Here is a 20,655-nt window from a genome sequence, read left to right as displayed (position 1 = left end):
GCGTGAAGCGTTCGGGCAGGTTGCCTCCCTGCGGATCGGAACCTTTCCTGCGTTGCAACGGTCAATCGCGGGAAACCACGGCCGTCCTGAGAACGGGTCCGTCGATGCGGTGTCCCGGGCGGGACCGATGTTGCCGGTCGGGTTGCGCGGGGCCCATTCGCACCGTTCCCGGCGATGCCACCGGCACCGGCTGTTCGTGCGCGGCAATCGATTGCACTGGCTCGGCTGCCCGGCGCTCGCAAATTCCCGGTCCGGTCTTTTGTCAAAGGCGGTAATAAGACGACCAACAACGCCAATGGACGCCACACATCCTACAGATACATGCAATAAGCTCATAAAACTATTGTAAAAATGAATTTCACATAGCGCGTCCATGGCGTTAGATGAAAACGTTGTGGGGCCGTTTTGTTCGGTGTCTCACGTCGGTGTGCGCAATTCGACATTCGGGTCGGGGCGAGTCGGGATAGGCGAGGGCTTTCTGGCCGGAGAAATGCGGGGTCGCCATGAACGCAGGTGACCAGGGACGTGACACGGGAGTTCGATGGCGTGCAGTCGGTAGGAGGAGAGTACGATGAACGATATGCCCAGGTACCTCACGCCGCGCCAGGCGGCAGATTGGCTCGGGTTGTCTGTGCGAACGCTGGACCGATATCGGGCGTCGGGCGAAGGCCCGGCGTTTCACCGCTTCGGCGGGCGGATTCGCTACCTACGAGAGGACCTTCAAGCCTGGGCGGACGCGCGTCGACGCACGTCAACTTCTGACGATGGCAGGGGCGCTTCCTGACCAGGAGGAGCGCTGGCATCCAGCGCGCTGATACACGAGGCCGTCGTGCCGGCAGCCCGCTGGTTCAGACGGAAGGGCAGGCCGGTTGCCAATGCAGTGGCCCAGCCATTCCCGGAGTTGCGTCGCACTACTGCGAACGTCTAGGTTCCGCAATCACTGCCGACGTGCCTTGACGGTTGGGGGCCTGGCCCGGCCTTCCGGCCCCAGCGCGAGAAACCAGCAATGCTTCGCAGTCCGACCGGTTGCGGTACTCCTGTTGCCATGGCCGACCGCACGGTTGGGGCAGACAAGTTCGTTACCGAGGCCGGCGCCACGTACGCGGGGCTCCACCTGATTGCCGACTTTTGGGGTGCTTCGGCGCTGGACGACGTCGAGGCGATCGGTACCGCGATGCGAAAGGCCGCTCACGCGGCTGGCGCCACGATCCTCCACCTTTACCTTCATCCTTTCGGCGATGAGCAGGGTGTGTCGGGTGTTGCCGTGTTGGCTGAATCGCATATGAGCGTTCACACTTGGCCGGAACGCGGATACGTGGCGTTCGACGCGTTTCTTTGCGGAGGCACTAACGCGAGCGCTGCGTTGCACGAGCTGGAGCGACATTTTCGTCCGACCAGCAAGCAGGTTCAGGTGCTCCGCCGCGGAACCTACCCGGCCGCCGGCAAATCGGCGTGAGCGCGGCAGCGGAGCGGTTCCTTGATGCCCGCCGCCGTCGGACCCCTTGCCTCGTCATTGACCTGGGCGAAGTGGCGGCTGCGTACCGCCGCGTTACGAACAGGTTCCCCGGAGTGCGCGTTCACTACTCGGTAAAGGCCAATCCGGCACCGGAAATTGTCAGTTGCCTTCGGTCGCTGGGCGCTTCCTTCGACGTCACGAGCCGGTCGGAAATTCGACTGTGTCTGCGTCTCGGCGTGCTGCCGGAGCGACTGGCCTACGGCAATACGGTCAAGAAGGCCGCAGACATTGCCTGGTCATGGCGTCATGGCATCCGCAGCTTTGCATGCGATTCGCTGCCGGAACTGCAGAAGATCGCGAAGCACGCGCCGGGATCTTCCCTCGTGGTCAGGCTGGCGGTGGACAACTCGGGGGCCGCATGGCCGCTGGACCGAAAGTTCGGATGCTCTTCAGAGAGCGCCGTCGACCTAATGCGTCGAGCGGTCGCGCTGGGTCTTCGACCGACCGGACTCTCTTTTCATGTTGGCTCTCAGCAGACGGATCTCGAGAGTTGGAACCGAGCCGCTGCAGTCGCTGCACGGACGGCGGAGGGAATGGCCGCTGCCGGCCTACCCGTCGAATCGCTGAACTTCGGTGGTGGCCTGCCGGTTCAGTACCACGACGGAATCCCGAGTCTGGAAGCGTGCGCCGGGACAATCCGGAACGCGTTGGCCCGGCACTTCGGAGACGCCGTGCCTGCCCTTGCCATTGAGCCCGGGCGTTATCTGGTTGCGGCCGCTGGCGTCATCGAGTCCGAAGTCGTTCTCGTGACCCGGAAGTCGCCTGCTGACAGGCACCGCTGGGTCTTTCTCGACATCGGGCGCTTCGGTGGGCTGGCGGAGACCGAGGGCGATGCGATCAGATACCCCATCGAAGCCTGCGGCCCGGACGAACCGTGCGGACCGGTTGTTATTGCCGGGCCGACCTGCGACAGCGCCGACATCCTCTACGAAGCCGCCGACTATCAGTTGCCGCTCGGGCTCGCGGCCGGAGATCGGATAAGGATCCGGTGCGCGGGCGCCTACACCACTGTCTACGCATCGCGGTTCAATGGGTGTCCGGCTCCGCACAGCCTGTTCATCGGCCCGGGGCGGCACGCGGGCTAGGGGGCGTCAGTGATCGCGCGGATCCAGGCGGGGAGCGCGTACGCGGCTCGGTGCACGTCGGGCGTATAGGTTTGGGTCTCGAGAAGATCCCGTCGAGCTCGCTCGAGCGCGGCATCGAGAATGGGTTGGGTGACCGGTCTCGGGGAGCCCCGGGTGATGGCCATCAGGCCGCCGGTATACGTCGGGGTAACGGCGAGATACGTGGACACCTCGCCCCAAACGGAACGCATCTTGCGGCAGACGTCTCGGAGCTCGTCTTCCTGAAAGAACGGGACGCCGCTCTGAAAGACGGCGATGCCGGCGCCCCGGAGCGCCACCGCCACGCGCTGATAGAACGATTCTGCAAACAGGCTTTCCGCTGCTCCCACCGGATCGGGGCGGTCGGCAATGATCAGGTCGTAGGTACCCTGGTGCCGCTCCAGGAAATGGCCGGCGTCGTCGAAGTGCACCCGGAGGCGAGAATCCTCGAACGCCTTTCCGTGCACGGCACCCAGGAATTCGCGGGCGAGTTCAACCACCCGCCGGTCAATGTCCACCAGATCCACGGTTCGGACCGACGGGTGTTTGAGCACCTCTTCTGCGACTGCGCCGTCGCCACCGCCGGCGATCATCACGCGCTCGACTCCGCCATGTTCGTATACGGGCGGATGCACCATCATCTCTGAGTACGTGTGCTCGTCGCGCTCGGTGATCTGGACGATTCCGTCGAGCGCGAGTACCCGGCCGAATGCCGGGTTCTCAAACAGTTGAATACGTTGGAAGGCGCTCTGTTCATCGGCCAGCACGCGTGAAACCGCAAATATCTGCGCATACCCCGCGTGAAGGGTCTCCGCGAATTCGCGCGTCATCGCCGAGTCAGCACCGGTGAGTCATGCTCGGGTCCTCGACCCGAGTCCCGCCGATATACTGACGGCCCGAATGTACCAAGGGTTGCGCACGGGCTCTCATGAACAGCCTTATCTTGCTGATCGACAAGATTCTGAATCTGGTCATCTGGATCGTGGTGATTCAGGCGGTGTTGAGCTGGCTGATCGCGTTTGACGTGATCAACTTCCGGAACCGGTTCGTCTTCGGCGTGCACCAGGCACTCGGCCGGCTTACCGAACCGATGCTGCGCCCCATTCGCCGAATTCTGCCGGACACCGGCACCATCGATATCTCGCCGGTCGTTCTCATCCTGGCGGTTTGGTTCGTTCGGAGCCTGCTCGTCGAACTCACGATGGGTTAGCGGTCGCCCTCCACCCGACGGCGCTGCCGCAGGCGGAGCGCATTGAGGCGGATGAAGCCTTCGGCATCTTTCTGATCGTACACCGAATCCGCCTCGAAGGTGGCAATGCTCTCGCTGTAGAGGCTTCTCGGCGAACGACGTCCGACGACCCGTGCAGATCCCCGGTAGAGCTTGAGGCGGGTCGTCCCGGTAACGTTGCGTTGCGATTCGTCGATCAGGGCCTGGAGCATCTCGCGCTCGGGCGCGAACCAGAAACCGTTGTACACAAGCGAAGCGTAGCGCGGCATGATTTCGTCGCGCGTACGCATGGCGGGCCCGTCCAGCGTGAGTGATTCGACGGCCCGGTGAGCGGTCTGGAGCAAGGTGCCGCCGGGCGTTTCGTAGACGCCCCGGGACTTCATGCCGACAAAACGATTCTCCACGAGGTCGAGCCGGCCGATCCCGTGGGCACCCCCGAGTTCGTTGAGCCGTTCAAGCAGTCGGGCAGGGGACAGGCGTGTCCCGTCGATCGCGACGGGATCTCCCTCCACGAAATCGATTTCCACGTACTGAGGCGTGTCAGGTCCGGCTTCCGGCGCAGCCGTTCGCTGGAACATTGCCTCGTCGGGTTCGCGCCAGGGATCCTCCAGCGCCTTTCCTTCGTAGGAGGTGTGGAGAAGGTTGGAATCGGTTGAATAAGGCGGTTCGCCCGCGCTCACGTTCTCGATCGGGATTTGGTGCGCTTCGGCATAGGTGAGCAGGTCGGTCCGGGACTGCAGTTCCCAGGAGCGCCAGGGGGCGATCACCTGTATGTCGGGGTTGAGCGCGTAATAGCTCAATTCAAAGCGGACCTGGTCGTTACCCTTTCCTGTCGCGCCATGCGCCACCGCATCTGCGCCGGTTTCGGCGGCGATCTCGACCTGCCTGCGTGCGATCAGCGGGCGAGCGATCGACGTTCCGAGAAGGTAGGTGCCCTCGTAGAGCGCATTGGCTCGGAACATTGGGAAGACGTAGTCGCGGACGAAGGTTTCCCGGAGGTCCTCGATGCGGATGTCGCGAACTCCCATCTGCTCAGCCTTGGCGCGGGCCCGCTCCACGCTCTCGTAGCCGAGGTCGGCTGAGAAGGCGACCACCTCGCACTGGTAGGTCTGCTGCAGCCAGCGCAGGATCACCGAGGTGTCGAGGCCGCCCGAGTAGGCGAGCACGATCTTGTTCACGTCCGACATCCAGGACTCCGAAGCATGGCCAGGGCAGCGATTGCGGGCCACGCGAAATCGGTGCAGCCCAAGGTCGTGGATATACCACGTAGAAACGCTTTCATACGTGATTTACATCTTCGGGCCCGGGAAGGATGCAGGGCGGCGGCAAGCCGGCATTTGACACCTTTCCGGTCACGTGCCAGACAGTGCCGTCGGAGGGGCCGTAGCTCAGTTGGGAGAGCGTCGCGTTCGCAATGCGAAGGTCAGGGGTTCGAATCCCCTCGGCTCCACCAAGGCCATTGTGAGTGCAACCAATGTTTGAGAATATTCTCAAACATTGGTTGCACTCACAGCCATCTGTGTTCCTGTGCAGGTCGTGTTCGATACCACATAAGTTTTTGCGGTTTGCCCCACTCTGGGCTCCCGTCTGCGTGTGTTGACGGGGGCTCGGCGTCAAGCCAAGCGACGTTACCGCAGACGCAACGAGGCATCATCCCGATTGCTGTGGCTCGCGTTCGTCCGGGGCGAAGGTCGGTGTTGCCAAATCGAGGTGCTCGGCCGGTCCCACACCGAATGCCTCTAGTTTCGGCGATTTCGTCAGCTTCTTCTCGTCGTCTCGTGATCTCAGGGATTCACGAGGTTTCCATTTGCAGAGGAACCACCTGGCTGGCTGCTTCCGACCTCGGGGACAGGTCGATTCTCTCGATCCGACTAGCGTACGCATTTCCGGGCATCGTCCGGTCAGAATTCGCGTGCAGCTTGCAGCAGCCTTCTAAGTTCTTCGCATTCTCAGTCCATGGCCGAGGTTCGCCCTCGTGGTTTGCCAAGCCCCCTTTCTGTCCCTAGTTCGGCGATAGAAACAGGAACCCGAACATGCTTACTCACTCAGACATCTCCAAGCATTCGGGTCTACCTGACCGAGGCCGCAGGGCGACAAGGACCGGCTCTAGGAATGGCGGCGCGCGGAGACTCGTATTCCGTTGCGCAAGCGACCCTGCAGTACTCATGGGCATCGGAGCGGTCTGGACGCTGGCCACGCTGATCCGACCGGCAGCCCCCGACTTGGCCAATCAGATCGAGACCGCGAAGCGCACGGTCAGGCGCCGTCCCAGAATGTCAGGCCGAATGTCGATCGATGTGCTCCGGCGGCCCAAATTTCCCAGGCGCTGGATCACCGAGAGTGAGAACATCCCAACGCGCCCCAGGGACGCCGCGCCGGCCGAGCAGATGCGCCGGTAGCCAGAACCTTCCGGCACCACGGAAAGTCCGCAGGGGCACGTTGGCAGTTGCATCCAAGTCGGTAACACGAGGACCCGTACGGCAATGCCCGCGGTATCGGTGAGTGGTGAGGTTCGCCGCGGCGTCCCTGCATGCGGACGCCAATGTCCGCTGCCATCGAAAGCGCATCGCGAAATCTGGTCCTGAAGTCCAGGGTATCTTGCTGTGGAGGTCAGTCCCCAGTCGAGGGCAGGCCAGCCCGACCGCGGCGCATGCGGGGCGCCGGTTCGGACCGGCCGGGATCGCTATTGGGCCAGGGCGTCGAGTTCTGCCGGGTCCATGGCCTCGTACCGCCTGTACAGCTGAAGCACAGCCCGCCCGAACGTCGGCCCGGCTTCCACCATTCCGGCGAACGGTTCCGGGACACCAGGATCAAGGACTTCAGCCGGACTCTCGCCAGTCAGTACGGCCTCGAGGATCCGGCTGCGCAGAAAGCGGATCCAGTCGCGCGTGTCAGCGAATCCGGCCGGGTCCTCAAGGATGGGGCCGTGCCCCGGCACACCTTTCGTCCAGGGCAGCGATTCAAGCCGGTCAAGGTGCATGAGCCAAGCGCCAATGTCGGCGTGCGGCACGGTGGCGGCCCTCCCGACGAACAGCAGATCGCCGAAGAACGCAACCCCGGATATCCGGTCGTGGACAACGAGGTCACCCGAACTGTGCCCACCCTCCAGCACAAGGATATCCACCGGCCGGTCACCCAGGTCCACATGGCGATCCTCCGTCAGCATTTCCGACGGCGCCTCGATGGTGGTTCCCTGGGTCCAGGCATCGCCCACAAGTGCGGTCATGAGTTCCAGAAGCGCCGGTCCCTCGTTGGCGAGGCCTTCGGCTTCAGCGGGATGCATAAGGACGTCGATGCCGGCCTCGCGGAATGCGCCGAGGCCGAAGGAGTGATCGGGATGCCGGTGGGTAATCACCGCGTAGCGGATCGGCAGGTCCGTGACAGACCGGATGGCGGCCAACATCTCCCTGCCATATCGGCGGGTGGGGCCAGCTTCAATCGCCAGGACCTCTCGCGATCCCACGATGAAACCGGTGTTCGCAATGTTGGCGCCATTGTCGGGCGTAAGGGCGTCCTGCGACCCGGGGAACACGTAGACGCCCGGCGCGACCGGTTGCGGCCGCAGGCCGTAGGACGCGCCGACGGCGTCCCACGCGGCCGTGGTGAAAAGGATCAGGCAGGCGGCAGCCCGGGCGAGCCCGGCTGCACGACGACTACATGAGAGGGGCGTTCTCGAGTCCTTCAAACGACAAGCCTTCAGAGTCACTGCCCGAGACCCGCACGGACTGACCCTCGGTCGGAAGATCAATGGTTATGACAGGGTCCCGCGACATTGCCGCCCAGGTCAGCATGTCCGCGATCATGCCCCGCTCATCCTCAATTCGGACCTTCTCGACGTAGTAGGGCGGGACGACATCGCCATCCTCCAGAACGACGAAGCCGGTGTCCATCGGGTGATGGATCCGAACCTTGAGCCTGCTGGCTCCACCGTGCCGTTCGAACTGCTTGATATTGACGTCACCGACTGCCGCGACCACCGCGCCGTCCGGTGGCGGAGAAGAGCATCCGCCCGCGCTCATGACCAGCACCGATTTGGTGGCGACGTGCCAGATTCCCGATGGGTCCAGGATGGCGGCTCGGACGGGCGTCGATTCTTCCAACCGGATGTTCATCCCGACGGACTCGATTCGACGGTGCGGCGTGATCCGCGCAACCTGCTGAATGGGGTTGCGATCCACCAGCAGCACGAGTTCCTGCATGTCACGCAAATCGTGCGGTACCTTGACCATGATCGGCACTTCATGCGCACTCTCGACCCGGTCGGCCATCATGAGGCGAATGGAATCGTTGAACGTCACGTTGGCGTCCTCGCCGAGGTAGGCGCCGCTGAGGTCTTCCCAGAGCTCGGACCCGGCAGGATCCACGCCGCGCGCGTTGGCGGCCGTGATCAGCAACGCCGCGACGGCAATCAGCATCGTTGAACGCATCAAATTCTCCCATGCCCAGTGGCGGCACCCAGTCTAGAGCGGATGGGGCGCATTCCCAAATGTCACTGGGCCAGGGTGAACGTGCTGCCCGAACTGCAGGTCGGCGGCACGCGATCAGGGCGGATGCGGACGGCACCCAGGATGTGTGGCTGGAGCGAACGTTCCACCTGACACGTTCTCCACGGTGGGCGGTTCGGGTGGGTTACACGACGTTCTGTGATTGAAACTCGCCAATTTCGGTCGGCGAGAACCCGGCTTCGCCGAGAATCTCTTCGGTGTGTTCGCCTAGCAGAGGGGCCGGATGAGGTGTCCGCCCGACTTTCCGCATGCTGTGAAAGGCCAGGTCAACGTATGGCCAGTGACCTTCCCCGGCGCCGTCTTGGCGTGGAACGGTCTGGAAGACGCCCCGATGGGTCAGTTGGGGATTCTCTTGCCAAACCTGCGGGATCGTCGACACGCGTGCGGCCGGAATGCCGGCTTCCGCCAGACGGTCTTCCCAGATTGCGGCGCTTTCTCGGGAGAACGCATCGCTCAGAATGACCCGGAGTTCGTCAGCATTCGCGATTCGGTCTGACAGCGTCACGAAGCGAGGGTCGGTCGTCAGTTCCTCGCGGCCGAGCAGCGACGCCAGTGACAGAAACTGGTTCTGGGTGGCCGCGGCGATCATGACGAGTCCGTCGCTGGCCGGGTACACGTCTGCGACCGGGTTGCCGGTCTGCGACCGGTTGCCTGACAGGTTCGGGACGGTTCCGTTCACCGAATACATCGTGAGATTTGGCGCCATGACGCCGGCTGCAGTGTCCAGCATGGAGAGGTCGAGAAAGTCGCCGTGACCCGTCCGTTCTCGACAAAACAGCGAGGCGGAAATCGCGAAACAGGCCTGCGTCGCAGTCGTCATGTCGATCGTCCAATGACCCGTCTTGACCGGTCCCGTCTCCGGCGTGCCGGTCACGGACATCATTCCGGACGCCGCCTGGATCGCGGCATCGTACGCGGCAGCGGACGCGCGTGGACCGGTTTGACCGTAGCCGGAAATCGCGCAGTAGATCAGCCGCGGGTTTATCGCGCTCATGGCGCCATAGCCAAAGCCCAAGCGGTCCATGGTGCCGGCCTTGAAGTTTTCGACGAGCACGTCCGAGCTGGCAGCCAGACGGCGAACGACTTCCCCCGCACGCTCGTGCTTCAAGTCGAGGGTTAGCGAACGCTTCCCCGTGTTCACGGCCAGGAACAACGGCGAAGCACCCAGATCCTCCAGGTCCGGATCGGTCGCAGGGAGTGTCTGGCGCGCCTGGTCGCCGACCACACGGTTCTCCACCTTGATGACGTCGGCGCCAAGCAGCGCCAGCTGTTGCGTGCAGTACGGGCCGGCCAGGACCTGCGTGAAGTCCAGGACGCGAACGCCTTCGAGGGTGCTGTGCACGAGCTCTCCATATGCGGTGGAAAAGGGGCCAGCCGGACTAACCGGCGCGGAGTGTATAGCGCCTGTCGCTCCGCGCGAGCCGTGGCCTTGGTGGCAGCGTTCTCGGAGAGCCGGGGACAGCTGCGCAGATTCCTTGCAGCCGGTCTCTATGCTCCTCGGGAGCTGCGCGGGAGCGGCTGAAGCGAAGCGCCGTCGACAACCCGGCTCGGACAGACGAAGCCAGGAGGGAATGCCATGGGTCAGCACAAACCGAGCCTCGGATACATCGGCCTCGGCCTCATGGGAGCGCCGATGACCGTACGGCTGCTCGAGGCGGACTACGGGGTGGCGGTCTGGGGACGCACCCCCGCCAAACTCGACCGGTTCGTCGAACTCGGTGCGGAGCGACGGCAGACGGCGGCCGACGTAGCTCGCGCTTCCGATCTGGTGTTCACTTGCCTCTCCGATACCGAAGCGGTGGAGGCCGTCGTGTTCGGCGAAGAGGGTATTGCCGCCGGCGGCGCGGACGGAAAGTTGCTGGTCGACATGTCCTCGATCCGCCCGGGCGCCTGCCGGGACATGGCGGCGCGCCTGCAGCGGGAAACGGGGATGCGCTGGATGGACGCGCCCGTTTCGGGTGGGGTGATCGGCGCCGAAACCGGGAATCTGACCGTCATGGCCGGGGGCAACGAAGCGGATTTCGAGCGTGCCCGCGAGGTCGTCGCTGTGCTGGCGCGCCGCTTCACGCTGATGGGGCCGATCGGCGCGGGCCAGACCACGAAGCTGATCAACCAGACGATTGTCGGTTGCGGGTTCGCCGTTCTCGCTGAAGCGGCAGCTCTCGCTGCACGCGCAGGGATCGACGCGGACCGGCTCCCCGAAGCTCTCGCCGGAGGCCGCGCGGACTCCCTGCTGCTGCAACAGTTCTTACCGAAGATGGTGGCCGGCGACATGACGGTGGAATCGCACATTAGAACGATGCTCAAGGACCTCGACACCGTGTCCGATCTTGCGCGCGCTACCGCATCCTCGATGCCCATGGCCGTGACAGCAGCCGAATTGCATCGGCTGATGGTCCAGCGCGGACACGCCGGCGCCGACAGTACTGCAATCGCGGCGCTCTATCGGGGGGACCCGGTCTGAACGGAGCGCGGTCGTCGTGAACCACTGCCGCCGCGCGTCTGCCATCGATCCTTCTCGCTGAAGCGATTGGGCGCCGCCTCTTGGCGCCGCGGTCGGGTCGCGACGGCCGGGTGCGCGAGCCCATGCGAACAGGCAGGAAGCCGACCGTGCCGGCGCAGGACAGGGTGGGGAGCAGGCGCAGTGCAGAAGTTTCGAAAGAAGTCCCGCTCTGCTCGGCCACATCGACGTACGGCCTGGCTGAGGGGAACGGTGCGTGCACGAAAGCAGGCGGCGCCTGCAACCGGCACGACACCTGGGGCTCTTGTTGATGGCGACGGATAAGACGGCAAGCGCGCAGCAGGTCGGAGTTTTCTTCTTCTTCTGCATGCTCCTGTCGTTCTCGACGATGGAGGCGTACGGGAAGTGGTTGTCGCAGACGTTTCCCGTGCTGCAGGTGGTGTGGGCCCGATACACCTTCCACTTCATTCTCATCGTCGCGGTGATGGCCGTACTCAGGGTGCTCGGACGAGGACCACGCTTCCACCGGAGTCATCGCCCACGCGCACAGATCGTCCGGTCCGTGTTCCTCTTCGGCATGACGTTCTTCTACTTCCACGCGCTTGCGCGGCTGCCCATCGCCGAGGCGACGGCGATCATCTTTACCGCCCCGCTCATCATGTCGGTGCTGTCCGGGGTGACGCTGGGCGAACGCGTCGGCTGGCAGGAATGGTGCGCCGCTCTGATTGGCTTTGTCGGTGTCTTGATCGTGGTGCAGCCGTTTGCGCTGATCGCCGCGATGACGGGGAATCCGGACGCGCTGCCGCCCGGTACGCTGACGGGTGTGGCGGCCGGCATCACGGGCGCGTTTCTCTTCGCGTTCTACATGCTGTCCAGCCGGTTCGTGTCCGTGGTCGACCCGCCGGAAACCGGCCTTCTCTATTCCTCGCTGGCGGGGGTCGTGGCAACCAGCGCAACCGTACCGTTCGATTGGCAGATGCCGGATGCCGCGGGCTGGGGCATGCTGGCAGTGATCGGTGGTTTCGGTGCACTTGGCCAGTATCTGGCGGGCTTCGCCTTTGCCCGGGTCCAGGCGAGCAAACTGGGCCCCTTGACGTACATCCAACTCCTGTTTGCGGTCAGCTACGGGATTCTCCTTTTCGACACGGTACCGGGTATCAACACGTTGGCTGGAGCAGGCCTCATCGTGCTCGCGGGCATCTACACGTACCGACGCACCACCCGAAGCTAACTCGCTGAACTAACTGTCATTCCCTCCTTGCCCCTGCAGGCCGACGGTGTCGCGACAGGCCGATGAAATGTTGGTTGCGGCGGAGTTGACCAGAAGTCCTTGCAGAGCCTGCAAAGGGAGCGGTGACTGTTCGTCGAATACGCTACGCTGGAACCGACCAAACCATTGAAACCGATCAGCTACGGCTGGTTCCCGACAACCGGTGAGTGAAATTGACGGCCCAACACGGGACAAGGAAATAGGAACCAAATGGATCTTCGAGGGAAGGTAGTCTCGGCCGACTGCCATATCGATCTCATCTGGCTGCCGCCCGACCTCTTCACGGCAATGGCGCCGGAGCGCCTCAGGGACCGCATGCCCTACGTGGACCGGGACGAGCGCGGGCGCGGCGTCTGGGTGTCCAAGGGTGGCGCCTATTTCGGGCTGGTGAACGGCATGGGGTCGGCAGGGAGGGAATACGTGCCCGGCGAGATTCACCGGTCGGACCGAATGGCTGCCCAAGGGCTTTACGAAGACGGGCAGCGGGGAGTCCGCCGTCTCACGGATCCGGAATTGCGGGTCCGGGACCAGGAACTCGACGGCGTGCGTGGCGAGGTCCTCTACGGAATCCTAGGGGCAGCGAACCGGTTGAACGATCCAGAAGCCGCCGCCGAGGTGATGCGCATCTACAACTCGTGGCTCGCCGATTTCTGCGCTTCCAACCGCGACCGTTTTGCCGGCATTGCCTGCGTTCCGAATCACGATGTTGGGGCTGCCGTCGTTGAGATCGAGCGGGTTACGAAGCGGGGCATCGTTCGCGGTCTCGAGATCGCCAATACCCTCGACATGAAGCCGCTTTATCACCACCACTGGAACCCGCTTTGGGAGGCGGTGGACGCCAGCGGGCTGCCCGTTCACATCCACACCATTGGCGGCAGGCAACCGGAGCCGGAAGGCCTTACTCGGCTCGAGTGGCGGGCAGCCTTCGCCACGTTCATCACCGGCTTCCAGCTCAAGATGGCCGACAAGTTGATGGAGGCGATCTACGGCGGCGTGCTCGAGCGGTATCCGAGAGTGAGGCTCGTTATCGGTGAAGCTGGGATCGGATGGATTCCGTACGTGCTCGAGCATATGGATCTTGAGTGGGAGGATCAGTTCCGGGACCTTGAGCTCAAGATGAAGCCGTCCGAGTACTGGCGCCGCCAGTGCTACGCCACCTACCAGAGCGATCCCATCGGCATTCGTCTGATCGACGTACTCGGTGAAGACAACGTGATGTGGGGCTCGGACTTCCCGCATCCGGACGGCGTGTGGCCGGACAGCCAGGAATTCATCGCCCGCGAGATGGCGGGGGTGGAGCCCCGGATCCAGCGCAAGGTCCTGTGGGAAAACGCGGCTCGGCTGTACGGGTTTCCGGCAGAGCCGGGCGCCCCGGTCACCGAAGGGCTCATTTCAGAAGCGAGCGGTTAATTCCCAAGGATTACTGGTGCCGCTCGGTGGCGCAGTGGGCGCGGCGTCGTCACTCCGATCGGCTTAGCCGATCTCGTGAGCGATTAGCCTAGAGCAGTGGGGCGGGACCTTCGCGGCCTTCACGTTGCCGCTGGCATGGGTGCGGCCAGACCTGGACGAAGGTGGCGACGCAGATGCGTTTCACACCGGCAGGGGTCCAGTCGTGCCGCGCAGTGCCGGTTGTGCGAAAGGGTATCCCTGAACGGGTTGCTGGATGCCAGCTGTTTCGACGCCGTGACCCCCTAAGATTGGCGCCAGGGAGCCTGTTCGTGAGGAGGTGCCGGCCGCGGGATTGGCGGACGGACGGACAGGCTCCCTGGCCGCACTGCTGTTACCGAGGCAGCTGGCGGTGTGCATCCCTCCATCGCTGCCGACTTCTCGGTCGCAACGCGGGACACCTTACCAGAGAACATATGCGAATGCAACTTATTCGCACATTGCTGCTCACGTTGGAAGTTGTCGTATTTCGTATTTCGGCTCACCTGGGTATGAAGACGTTCACTGTTAGCCGCACGACGTTGGGCAAGGGCCGGCAGGCCGTGCTGACCAGCATCGCGGCGACGACACGGCTCGTGTGCGCCCCGTACAGGCCGGCCACCAAACCATAGGCGAGGGGTTGTCTCCTCGATGGTGTCAAAAAACGCGCAGATTCGAACGGGAGTTCAACCCGAGAATGGGGACGTGCGCAACTGCGATCGGCTCGGAGAATGCAGGGCTGTTCGCCATGATGCCGGAGGAGATCGCGCCAAGGGGGGCGTCAGTCGTCGGTGTGACCGTTCCGGTAACCGTTCTGGGCGGCTCTCACCGGCTACCGTTCAACCGCGTTCGGAAGCGTAGCGCCTCAACCCGCTGCGGGACGGCGGTGGGCCCGAATACCAGCGTTGCTCGATGCTGGTCATGTCCGATGCCCCGCGCCGCGCACGGTTGTCCGCCCAAGCGTGCGGCAAGGCGGTCGGGGGCGGGGTCGAGGAAACCGTGGCCGCCACGCGGCCTGGCTATGCCGTTTTTCCAAGCGCCCTGTGCACGGTTGTAACGATGCGGGCGCCGTCCAATCCGGCGCGTTCAACTTGCGCGGCAGGCGTATCGTGGTCAAGGAACATGTCAGGCATGACCATCGGGCGGTACGCCAGCCCGGAGTCGAACACACCCTCCCGTGCAAGCAGGTGCATCACTTGGGAGGCAAATCCACCGATCGAACCCTCTTCGACCGTGACCAACACCTGGTGGTTGGCCGCGAGGCGCTTGACCAGGTCCTCGTCGAGCGGCTTCGCGAAGCGGGCATCTGCCACGGTCGTCGAGAGGCCGTTGGCACCGAGTTCTTCAGCAGCCTTGAGGCAGTCCTGCAGCCGTGAGCCGTACGAGAGCAGGGCGACCGCCGTACCCTCCTGGATGATGCGACCTCGACCGATCGGCAGCACTTCCGGAACGTCCGGAAGAGTGACCCCAACGCCGCTTCCACGGGGATAGCGGAACGCGCACGGGCGATCATCGATGCTAACTGCAGTGGTCACCATATGGACCAATTCAGCTTCGTCTGCGGCCGCCATGAGCACTGTGCCGGGAAGGCAGCCAAGGTAGGTGATATCGAACGCGCCACAGTGCGTTTGCCCGTCTGCCCCGACGAAGCCGGCCCGATCGATGGCGAATCGAACGGGCAGGCTTTGGATGGCGACGTCGTGGACAATCTGGTCGAATGCCCGCTGCAGGAAGGTCGAATAGATGGCCGCAAAGGGTCGCATCCCTTCGGCAGCCAGACCGGCCGCGAACGTCACTGCGTGCTGCTCGGCCAGCCCGACATCGAAGGTTCGGTCCGGGAAGATCTTTCCGAAGCGGTCGACGCCGGTCCCCGAGGGCATCGCAGCCGTGATGGCCACGATCTTCTCGTCGCGGCGTGCTTCCTCGATCAGGGCGTCCGCGAAGACGCGCGTGTAGCTCGGGGGAGTGTTGGCGCCGCCGCCGCCCTTCGGTGCGCCACTGGCCACGTCGAACTTGCCGACGCCGTGCCCCTTGTCCTCTGAACCTTCCGCCGGGGCATATCCCTTTCCCTTCTCCGTCACCACGTGAACCAGAATGGGTCCTTCGGCCTGGTCATCGCGTACGTTGCGCAGCACCGGAACCAGATGGTCGATGTTATGGCCGTCGATCGGACCCACGTAGAACATGCCCAACTGTTCGAACAGCGTACCGCCGGTCAGCAAGCTCCGTGCATAGCTCTCGGCTCGACGCGCCGACCGTTGCAACGAGTCTGGAAACCGCCTTGACATCTGCAATCCGATATCACGCAGAGACCGATACGACTTGGACGAAATCAGACGCGACAAGTACGCCGACAGTGCCCCCACCGGGGGTGCGATCGACATCTCATTGTCATTGAGGACTAGGATCAGCTTGTTGGCCATTGCACCGGCGTTGTTGAGTCCCTCGAAGGCCATGCCGCCGGTCATCGCGCCGTCGCCGATGACGGCGACGACCTTGTTGTCTCTTCCCTGGAGATCGCGGGCGACAGAAAACCCGAGGGCGGACGAGATGGAGGTCGACGCGTGTGCTGCGCCGAACGGGTCGTACTCGCTTTCGGATCGCTTGGTGAAGCCTGACAATCCACCGCCCTGGCGAAGGGTACGGATACGGTCGCGTCGACCGGTCAGGATCTTGTGAGGGTAAACCTGATGTCCGACATCCCAGATGATGCGATCGGAAGGCGTGTCAAACAGGTAGTGGAGCGCAACGGTGAGTTCGACCACGCCCAGGCCGGCGCCGAGGTGGCCGCCCGTCACGGAAACCGTATCGATCGTCTCTGCTCGCAGTTCGTCGGCGACCTGTCGCAGCTGGTCCGGCCGCAGGGCTCTGAGTTCGCTCGGATCCCCGACGGTGTCCAGCAGAGGTGTCTCAGGCATCACTTCCTCTTTTCGGCGGTGGCCTTTCCGTTACCCAGCTGAATCATATCAGCTAGGCCCATGGTCGACCTCTCGAAAATACCTTTTCGGGCGGTCCGGCAGCTACAGCGGGCAGTACCCGGTCGCCGGCGCAGGATCGGGGATCGCGGCGATGCGACGGGTCCGCTGGTACTCCCACAAAGTTCGATGAGCGGGGCGACTCCGTCACTTACCCCGACCGCGGGGGTCGTCCACAGGTCATGCTCGTTCGGCTCACCAACGCGGGTCGGGCTTGAGTACGACCGCAGGGACGCGTCTTCCGAATCGCGGTTGCGGTCCTTGAGCGAGGCGGCGACAGGCAAAAACTGACTATTGCCGACGGCCCCTCAGGCGCCGGATGCACGCGGGTCCCGTGATGCCAGACTGCTAGCTGGCGACCTGCCGGACCGGGAACACCTGGGGGCGGCCGGAGGGATGGCAGCGCGCGTACTGCCGGGCGTACGCCGTGTCGGCGCCGAGTTCCTCCGCGGCGTGCCAGGCCCAGCGGGGGTCGAACATCATCCCCCGGGCCAATGCCACCATGTCCGCCTTGCCCGAGGCGATGATGTCCTCGGCCTGCCGTGGCTCGGTGATCATGCCGACGGCCATGGTGGTGATACCGGTTTCCGTCTTGATGCGTTCCGCGAACGGAACCTGATAACCGGGGCCCAGCGATATTGCCTGCTTCGGATGGTTCCCGCCCGAGGAAACATCCAGGAAGTCGCAGCCCGCTGCCTTCAGTTCGTGTGCGAGCGCGACGCTGTCCGCGATATCCCAACCGGCTTCCACCCATTCGCTGGCCGAGATCCTGACCCCGAGGGGGCGGGCCTTGGGCCAGACAGCGCGGACGGCTTCGAAGATCTCCAGCAGCAGGCGCATCCGGTTCTCCCGGCTGCCGCCGTAGGCGTCCTCGCGCTGATTGGACAGCGGCGAAAGGAATTCCGATAGCAGGTACCCATGGGCGGCGTGCACCTCGGCGACATCAAAGCCCAGACGGGCCGCCCGTTTCGCCGCCTGGACGAACTGCTGCTTGACCCGAGCCATCCCGGAGCGGTCCAGGGCCGTCGGCACGTGCCAACCCTCGTCGTAGGGAATCGGTGAGGGCGCCAACGTGGTCCAAGCTCCCCGTTCTTGCCCCAATGGCTTCCCGCCGGACAAGGGTGGATCACAGGACGCCTTGCGTCCGGCATGGGCCAGCTGGACGGCGAGCGCGGTGACCCCGTGCTCGCGGCAGAAGTTCACGACCCGGGCGAGCGCCGCTTCCGTTTCGTCCGACCAGAGACCGAGGCAGCGATGGGTAATCCGCGCCTCCGGCGCAACGTGGGTGGCCTCGGCGAACACCAGTCCAGCGGCCCCCATGGCGTACTGGCCCAGATTCATCAGGTGCCAGTCTTGGGCTGCTCCGTTCACGGCCTGGTATTGGCACATGGGCGAGACCACGATCCGGTTCGCAAGCTCCAGTTCGCGGAGCGTGATGGGGGCGAAGAGGCGGCTTTTCATGTGTCCCTGCGGTCCGTGCGTTCCTGCCAAACGGTTGGTTCTCGCGAATTTGGTCGCTTGACGCAAGCGGCAGCGCGAGGATCGTCCTGCGGCCGCTGGCCTGCAACGCGGGTCCGGTGTCTATGATCGGGCTTCGCGCCGGGCCACTGCCGGTCAAGGCAGGCGGAAACAGGGGTCAGGCGGCGGCCAATCGACCGGCGACGGCGGCGGGGGACCGGAGATGGAAATCAGACAGGACCACAATCTCTCTCTCGAGGAAATGGACAAGCAGAGCTTTCTGCACGGCTACACGGCGCTCAAATCACATCTTGAGACCGGTCCCGAGATCATTGTGTCGGGAAGCGGCGTGCGGCTTACCAATTCGGCGGGCAAGCAATACATCGATGCCGTAGCCGGCCTTTGGTGCGTCAACATCGGGTGGGGACACAAGGAGGTGGTCGACGCGATCGCGGCGCAGGCGGATGAACTGGCCTACTACCACAGCTTCTTCTCGATGGGGACGGAGGCGCCCATTCGGCTCGCGGACCGGCTCCTGCGTCTCGTGCCCGACAACATGAGCAAGGTAAGTTTCGGCAACTCGGGCTCGGACGCCAACGACACCAACGTCAAGCTAGTCTGGTACTACAACAATCTGCGCGGCAAGCCCGAAAAGCGGAAGATCATCTCCCGCAAGCGCGCCTATCACGGCGTTACCGTAGCGACGGCGAGCCTCACCGGGCTGTCGAACGTGCATACGGCGTTCAACCTGCCGTTGCCGATGGTCCTTCATACCGAGACTCCGCACTACTGGCGGCACGCCGAGCCGGGCATGAGCGAGCGCGACTTCTCACGTGCGTGCGCGCAGAAGCTTGAGGAAATGATTCTCGCGGAGGGCCCCGAGACGGTGGCGGCATTCATTGCGGAACCCGTGATGGGCGCCGGCGGCGTGATCATCCCGCCGGAGGGCTACTTTCCGGAAATTCAGCGCGTATTGCGCAAGTACGACGTGTTGATGATCGCCGATGAAGTGATCACCGGTTTCGGCAGGACCGGCAACTGGTTCGGGTCCGAGACCTACGCCATCGAACCCGACATGATGACCATCGCCAAGGGGCTGACGAGCGGTTACGTGCCGATGTCGGGCAGCATCATCTCCGAGGAGATCTGGGAAGTCATCAAGGAAGGCCCCCCTGGCGTCGCCGCGTTCGCTCATGGCTACACCTACAGCGCGCATCCCGTCGCGGCCGCAGCGGCCATGGCCAACCTTGACATCATGGAGCGGCTGGACCTGCCGCAGAAATGCGCCGAGGTCGGCGCCTATTTCCAGCGACGGCTGCGCGAGGTCGCCGCCGACCATCCGCTGGTCGGCGAGGTGCGTGGCGATGCCCTGCTGGCGGCCGTCGAATTGGTCAAGGACAGGGAGACCAAGGAGGCGTTCGACCCCGACCTGCTCGTTGGGCCCATGCTCAGCAAGTACTCGATGGAAGAGGGACTCATCACCCGCTCGCTGCCGCTTTGCGATGCGGTGTCGTTTTCGCCGCCGCTGGTCATCAGCAGGTCCGAGGTGGACGAGGCGCTCGAGCTATTCGAGCGTGCACTGAACCGTGTCGCCGACGAACTGGTCAAGGCTGGCACCTGGAATTCTTAGAGACACGGACAGAACGAGCGCCCAGCCCCTTTGGCCGTGCCTGTCCGCGGGAGGTGCGAATGGCCGCGGGGGCCGCTGCAGAGACCGGCAGCCTGACATCAGCGTTGTGCCCAGGGCTCGTTCCTGCCGGTCCGGATACCCTTGAACTGCCCATCCGTTCAGTAGGATACATCAGTGCCCAGGATCAACCGCGCGATTGAACTGCTGGCGGCGGGTCAGCCGGTGTACAGCGATACGGTCGTCGAGCTGACCCACGGGAGCGGCGTCCGGCAGGCCGGTACCTGGGCCGACTGCCTGATTGTGGATCTGGAGCACCAACCCTTCGACACGACTCGATTGGGCGACTTCATGCGCGGGTTGGTGGCCGGCGGTCCCGCCGACACCGGTCACCGTACTCCGGCCGTGATCGTCACGCTGCCGACCGACGGCAGTGACGCCCGAACCGTGCGCACCAATCGCTGGATGATCCAGCAAGCCCTGGCCGCGGGGGTGCATGGTCTGATCCTGTGTCACGCGGAAGCCCCTGCGGCCGTGAAGGCGTTTGTCGAGGGGGCAAGGTATTCCTTTCAGGATCTTGGTGTCGGCAGTCTTTTGGAAGCGGGCCGCCGTGGATCAGGTGGCCAGCACACCGCTGCCGAAATCTGGGGTCTGTCGGTGGCGGACTATCTGGAGTGCGCCGACGTTTGGCCGCTCAACCCAAGCGGTGAGCTGATGTTGGGCCTGAAGATCGAAAACCGGCGGGCACTGGTCCAGGCGGAGGCCAGCATCGCCGTACCAGGAATCGCCTTCGCTGAATGGGGACCCGGTGACATGGGCATGTCCTACGGGTATCGGGAGGCGCACGATCCACCCTATCCGCCTGACATGCTGGCGGCAAGGGAACGGGTCAAGACTGCCTGCGACCGGTCGGGAATCGCTTTCCTCGACATCATGCAGCGCGACAACGTGGCCGCGCTCATCGATGCAGGAGTGAAAATTGGTGCCACCACCCGTGAGGTCGCCGCAATGGGTCGCCAGCACAGCCGACGCAAGGCGGGGACCGCAGGCTGAGTCGCCAGAGCGCTGACGGCGGAAGCAACTTCGC

18 protein-coding genes and 1 tRNA gene are annotated in these 20,655 nt (G+C 64.0%); 11 read left to right on the top strand and 8 right to left on the bottom strand.

Translation table 11 applies throughout. The features are described from left to right. Positions 1-580: 580 nt before the first annotated feature. From OXH60_09905 to OXH60_09895, 3 genes are all read left to right on the top strand, one after another. A complete protein-coding gene (locus OXH60_09905) occupies positions 581-784 on the top strand; it encodes a helix-turn-helix domain-containing protein (GenBank protein MDE0712431.1) in 204 nt (67 codons plus the stop codon). Between the two features lie 222 nt (positions 785-1,006). Beyond that, on the top strand, positions 1,007-1,456 hold the full coding sequence (gene speD, locus OXH60_09900) for an adenosylmethionine decarboxylase (GenBank protein MDE0712430.1): 450 nt from the start codon (positions 1,007-1,009) through the stop codon (positions 1,454-1,456). Continuing rightward, positions 1,453-2,601, top strand: coding sequence for a type III PLP-dependent enzyme (locus OXH60_09895; protein MDE0712429.1), 1,149 nt, complete (start codon positions 1,453-1,455; stop codon positions 2,599-2,601). Before speD ends, OXH60_09895 begins: the two co-directional genes overlap by 4 nt. On the opposite strand, the gene speE is transcribed toward OXH60_09895, so the two are convergent. Continuing rightward, positions 2,598-3,449 (bottom strand): polyamine aminopropyltransferase, encoded by an 852-nt coding sequence (speE, locus tag OXH60_09890; GenBank protein ID MDE0712428.1) that lies wholly within the window; start codon positions 3,447-3,449, stop codon positions 2,598-2,600. The genes OXH60_09895 and speE overlap by 4 nt on opposite strands. Positions 3,450-3,547: 98 nt before the next feature. Between speE and OXH60_09885 the strand changes: the two genes are divergently transcribed. Then, positions 3,548-3,829, top strand: a complete 282-nt coding sequence (locus OXH60_09885; GenBank protein MDE0712427.1) for a YggT family protein — start codon at positions 3,548-3,550, stop codon at positions 3,827-3,829. On the opposite strand, the gene OXH60_09880 is transcribed toward OXH60_09885, so the two are convergent. Continuing rightward, entirely contained in the window at positions 3,826-5,034 is a 1,209-nt protein-coding gene (locus OXH60_09880; GenBank protein MDE0712426.1) for an argininosuccinate synthase, read from the bottom strand. The two genes, OXH60_09885 and OXH60_09880, sit on opposite strands and share 4 nt — an antisense overlap. Before the next feature lie 190 nt (positions 5,035-5,224). Between OXH60_09880 and OXH60_09875 the strand changes: the two genes are divergently transcribed. Beyond that, positions 5,225-5,300, top strand: a tRNA-Ala gene (locus tag OXH60_09875). A gap of 777 nt (positions 5,301-6,077) precedes the next feature. Here the strand turns inward: OXH60_09875 and OXH60_09870 are convergent. The 4 genes from OXH60_09870 to OXH60_09855 all read right to left on the bottom strand — a co-directional run bounded on the left by OXH60_09870 (position 6,078) and on the right by OXH60_09855 (position 9,694). Then, the gene (locus OXH60_09870; protein MDE0712425.1) at positions 6,078-6,263 is read right to left on the bottom strand and encodes a hypothetical protein; all 186 of its coding nucleotides are present in this window, start codon (positions 6,261-6,263) and stop codon (positions 6,078-6,080) included. Between the two features lie 267 nt (positions 6,264-6,530). Then, on the bottom strand, positions 6,531-7,532 hold the full coding sequence (locus OXH60_09865) for an MBL fold metallo-hydrolase (protein MDE0712424.1): 1,002 nt from the start codon (positions 7,530-7,532) through the stop codon (positions 6,531-6,533). After that, the gene (locus tag OXH60_09860; protein ID MDE0712423.1) at positions 7,501-8,274 is read right to left on the bottom strand and encodes a quinoprotein dehydrogenase-associated SoxYZ-like carrier; all 774 of its coding nucleotides are present in this window, start codon (positions 8,272-8,274) and stop codon (positions 7,501-7,503) included. The genes OXH60_09865 and OXH60_09860 overlap by 32 nt, the downstream gene beginning before the upstream one ends. Positions 8,275-8,476: 202 nt before the next feature. Beyond that, positions 8,477-9,694 carry a CoA transferase gene (locus OXH60_09855; GenBank protein MDE0712422.1) on the bottom strand — a complete coding sequence of 406 codons (1,218 nt, stop codon included), beginning with the start codon at positions 9,692-9,694 and terminating at the stop codon, positions 8,477-8,479. A 234-nt stretch (positions 9,695-9,928) separates the two neighbouring features. Here OXH60_09855 and OXH60_09850 point away from each other — a divergent pair, with 234 nt between their 5' ends. The 4 genes from OXH60_09850 to OXH60_09835 all read left to right on the top strand — a co-directional run bounded on the left by OXH60_09850 (position 9,929) and on the right by OXH60_09835 (position 14,140). After that, positions 9,929-10,816, top strand: coding sequence for an NAD(P)-dependent oxidoreductase (locus tag OXH60_09850; protein ID MDE0712421.1), 888 nt, complete (start codon positions 9,929-9,931; stop codon positions 10,814-10,816). Between the two features lie 307 nt (positions 10,817-11,123). Continuing rightward, positions 11,124-12,044, top strand: a complete 921-nt coding sequence (locus tag OXH60_09845; GenBank protein MDE0712420.1) for a DMT family transporter — start codon at positions 11,124-11,126, stop codon at positions 12,042-12,044. 249 nt (positions 12,045-12,293) lie between these two features. Continuing rightward, the gene (locus tag OXH60_09840; protein ID MDE0712419.1) at positions 12,294-13,493 is read left to right on the top strand and encodes an amidohydrolase family protein; all 1,200 of its coding nucleotides are present in this window, start codon (positions 12,294-12,296) and stop codon (positions 13,491-13,493) included. A gap of 458 nt (positions 13,494-13,951) precedes the next feature. Further along, positions 13,952-14,140, top strand: a complete 189-nt coding sequence (locus OXH60_09835; GenBank protein ID MDE0712418.1) for a hypothetical protein — start codon at positions 13,952-13,954, stop codon at positions 14,138-14,140. A gap of 387 nt (positions 14,141-14,527) precedes the next feature. On the opposite strand, the gene dxs is transcribed toward OXH60_09835, so the two are convergent. Next, the gene (gene dxs / locus OXH60_09830; GenBank protein MDE0712417.1) at positions 14,528-16,426 is read right to left on the bottom strand and encodes a 1-deoxy-D-xylulose-5-phosphate synthase; all 1,899 of its coding nucleotides are present in this window, start codon (positions 16,424-16,426) and stop codon (positions 14,528-14,530) included. Between the two features lie 405 nt (positions 16,427-16,831). Continuing rightward, positions 16,832-17,944: an NADH:flavin oxidoreductase/NADH oxidase gene (locus tag OXH60_09825; protein ID MDE0712416.1), complete on the bottom strand. Its 1,113-nt coding sequence runs from the start codon at positions 17,942-17,944 to the stop codon at positions 16,832-16,834. Positions 17,945-18,164: 220 nt separating this feature from the next. Between OXH60_09825 and OXH60_09820 the strand changes: the two genes are divergently transcribed. Continuing rightward, positions 18,165-19,571 carry an aminotransferase gene (locus tag OXH60_09820; GenBank protein ID MDE0712415.1) on the top strand — a complete coding sequence of 469 codons (1,407 nt, stop codon included), beginning with the start codon at positions 18,165-18,167 and terminating at the stop codon, positions 19,569-19,571. Between the two features lie 174 nt (positions 19,572-19,745). Continuing rightward, positions 19,746-20,621 (top strand): aldolase/citrate lyase family protein, encoded by an 876-nt coding sequence (locus tag OXH60_09815; protein MDE0712414.1) that lies wholly within the window; start codon positions 19,746-19,748, stop codon positions 20,619-20,621. The last annotated feature ends 34 nt before the right edge of the window (positions 20,622-20,655 follow it).

Source organism: Rhodospirillales bacterium (assembly GCA_028824295.1).
Taxonomy (GTDB): domain Bacteria; phylum Pseudomonadota; class Alphaproteobacteria; order TMED109; family TMED109; genus VXPW01.
The sequence above is the reverse complement of the archived record's forward strand: the minus strand, read 5'-3'. Positions and strand labels throughout refer to the sequence as shown.

What these genes read in the sequence shown, in the direction of transcription:
- OXH60_09905 (MDE0712431.1), top strand. Translation starts at nt 581, where the DNA reads ATGCCCAGGTACCTCACGCCGCGCCAGGCGGCAGATTGGCTCGGGTTG.
- speD (MDE0712430.1), top strand. Translation starts at nt 1,007, where the DNA reads ATGCTTCGCAGTCCGACCGGTTGCGGTACTCCTGTTGCCATGGCCGAC.
- speE (MDE0712428.1), bottom strand. Translation starts at nt 3,449, where the DNA reads ATGACGCGCGAATTCGCGGAGACCCTTCACGCGGGGTATGCGCAGATA.
- OXH60_09885 (MDE0712427.1), top strand. Translation starts at nt 3,548, where the DNA reads ATGAACAGCCTTATCTTGCTGATCGACAAGATTCTGAATCTGGTCATC.
- OXH60_09880 (MDE0712426.1), bottom strand. Translation starts at nt 5,034, where the DNA reads ATGTCGGACGTGAACAAGATCGTGCTCGCCTACTCGGGCGGCCTCGAC.
- OXH60_09860 (MDE0712423.1), bottom strand. Translation starts at nt 8,274, where the DNA reads ATGCGTTCAACGATGCTGATTGCCGTCGCGGCGTTGCTGATCACGGCC.
- OXH60_09850 (MDE0712421.1), top strand. Translation starts at nt 9,929, where the DNA reads ATGGGTCAGCACAAACCGAGCCTCGGATACATCGGCCTCGGCCTCATG.
- OXH60_09845 (MDE0712420.1), top strand. Translation starts at nt 11,124, where the DNA reads ATGGCGACGGATAAGACGGCAAGCGCGCAGCAGGTCGGAGTTTTCTTC.
- OXH60_09840 (MDE0712419.1), top strand. Translation starts at nt 12,294, where the DNA reads ATGGATCTTCGAGGGAAGGTAGTCTCGGCCGACTGCCATATCGATCTC.
- OXH60_09835 (MDE0712418.1), top strand. Translation starts at nt 13,952, where the DNA reads ATGCAACTTATTCGCACATTGCTGCTCACGTTGGAAGTTGTCGTATTT.
- dxs (MDE0712417.1), bottom strand. Translation starts at nt 16,426, where the DNA reads ATGCCTGAGACACCTCTGCTGGACACCGTCGGGGATCCGAGCGAACTC.
- OXH60_09825 (MDE0712416.1), bottom strand. Translation starts at nt 17,944, where the DNA reads ATGAAAAGCCGCCTCTTCGCCCCCATCACGCTCCGCGAACTGGAGCTT.
- OXH60_09820 (MDE0712415.1), top strand. Translation starts at nt 18,165, where the DNA reads ATGGAAATCAGACAGGACCACAATCTCTCTCTCGAGGAAATGGACAAG.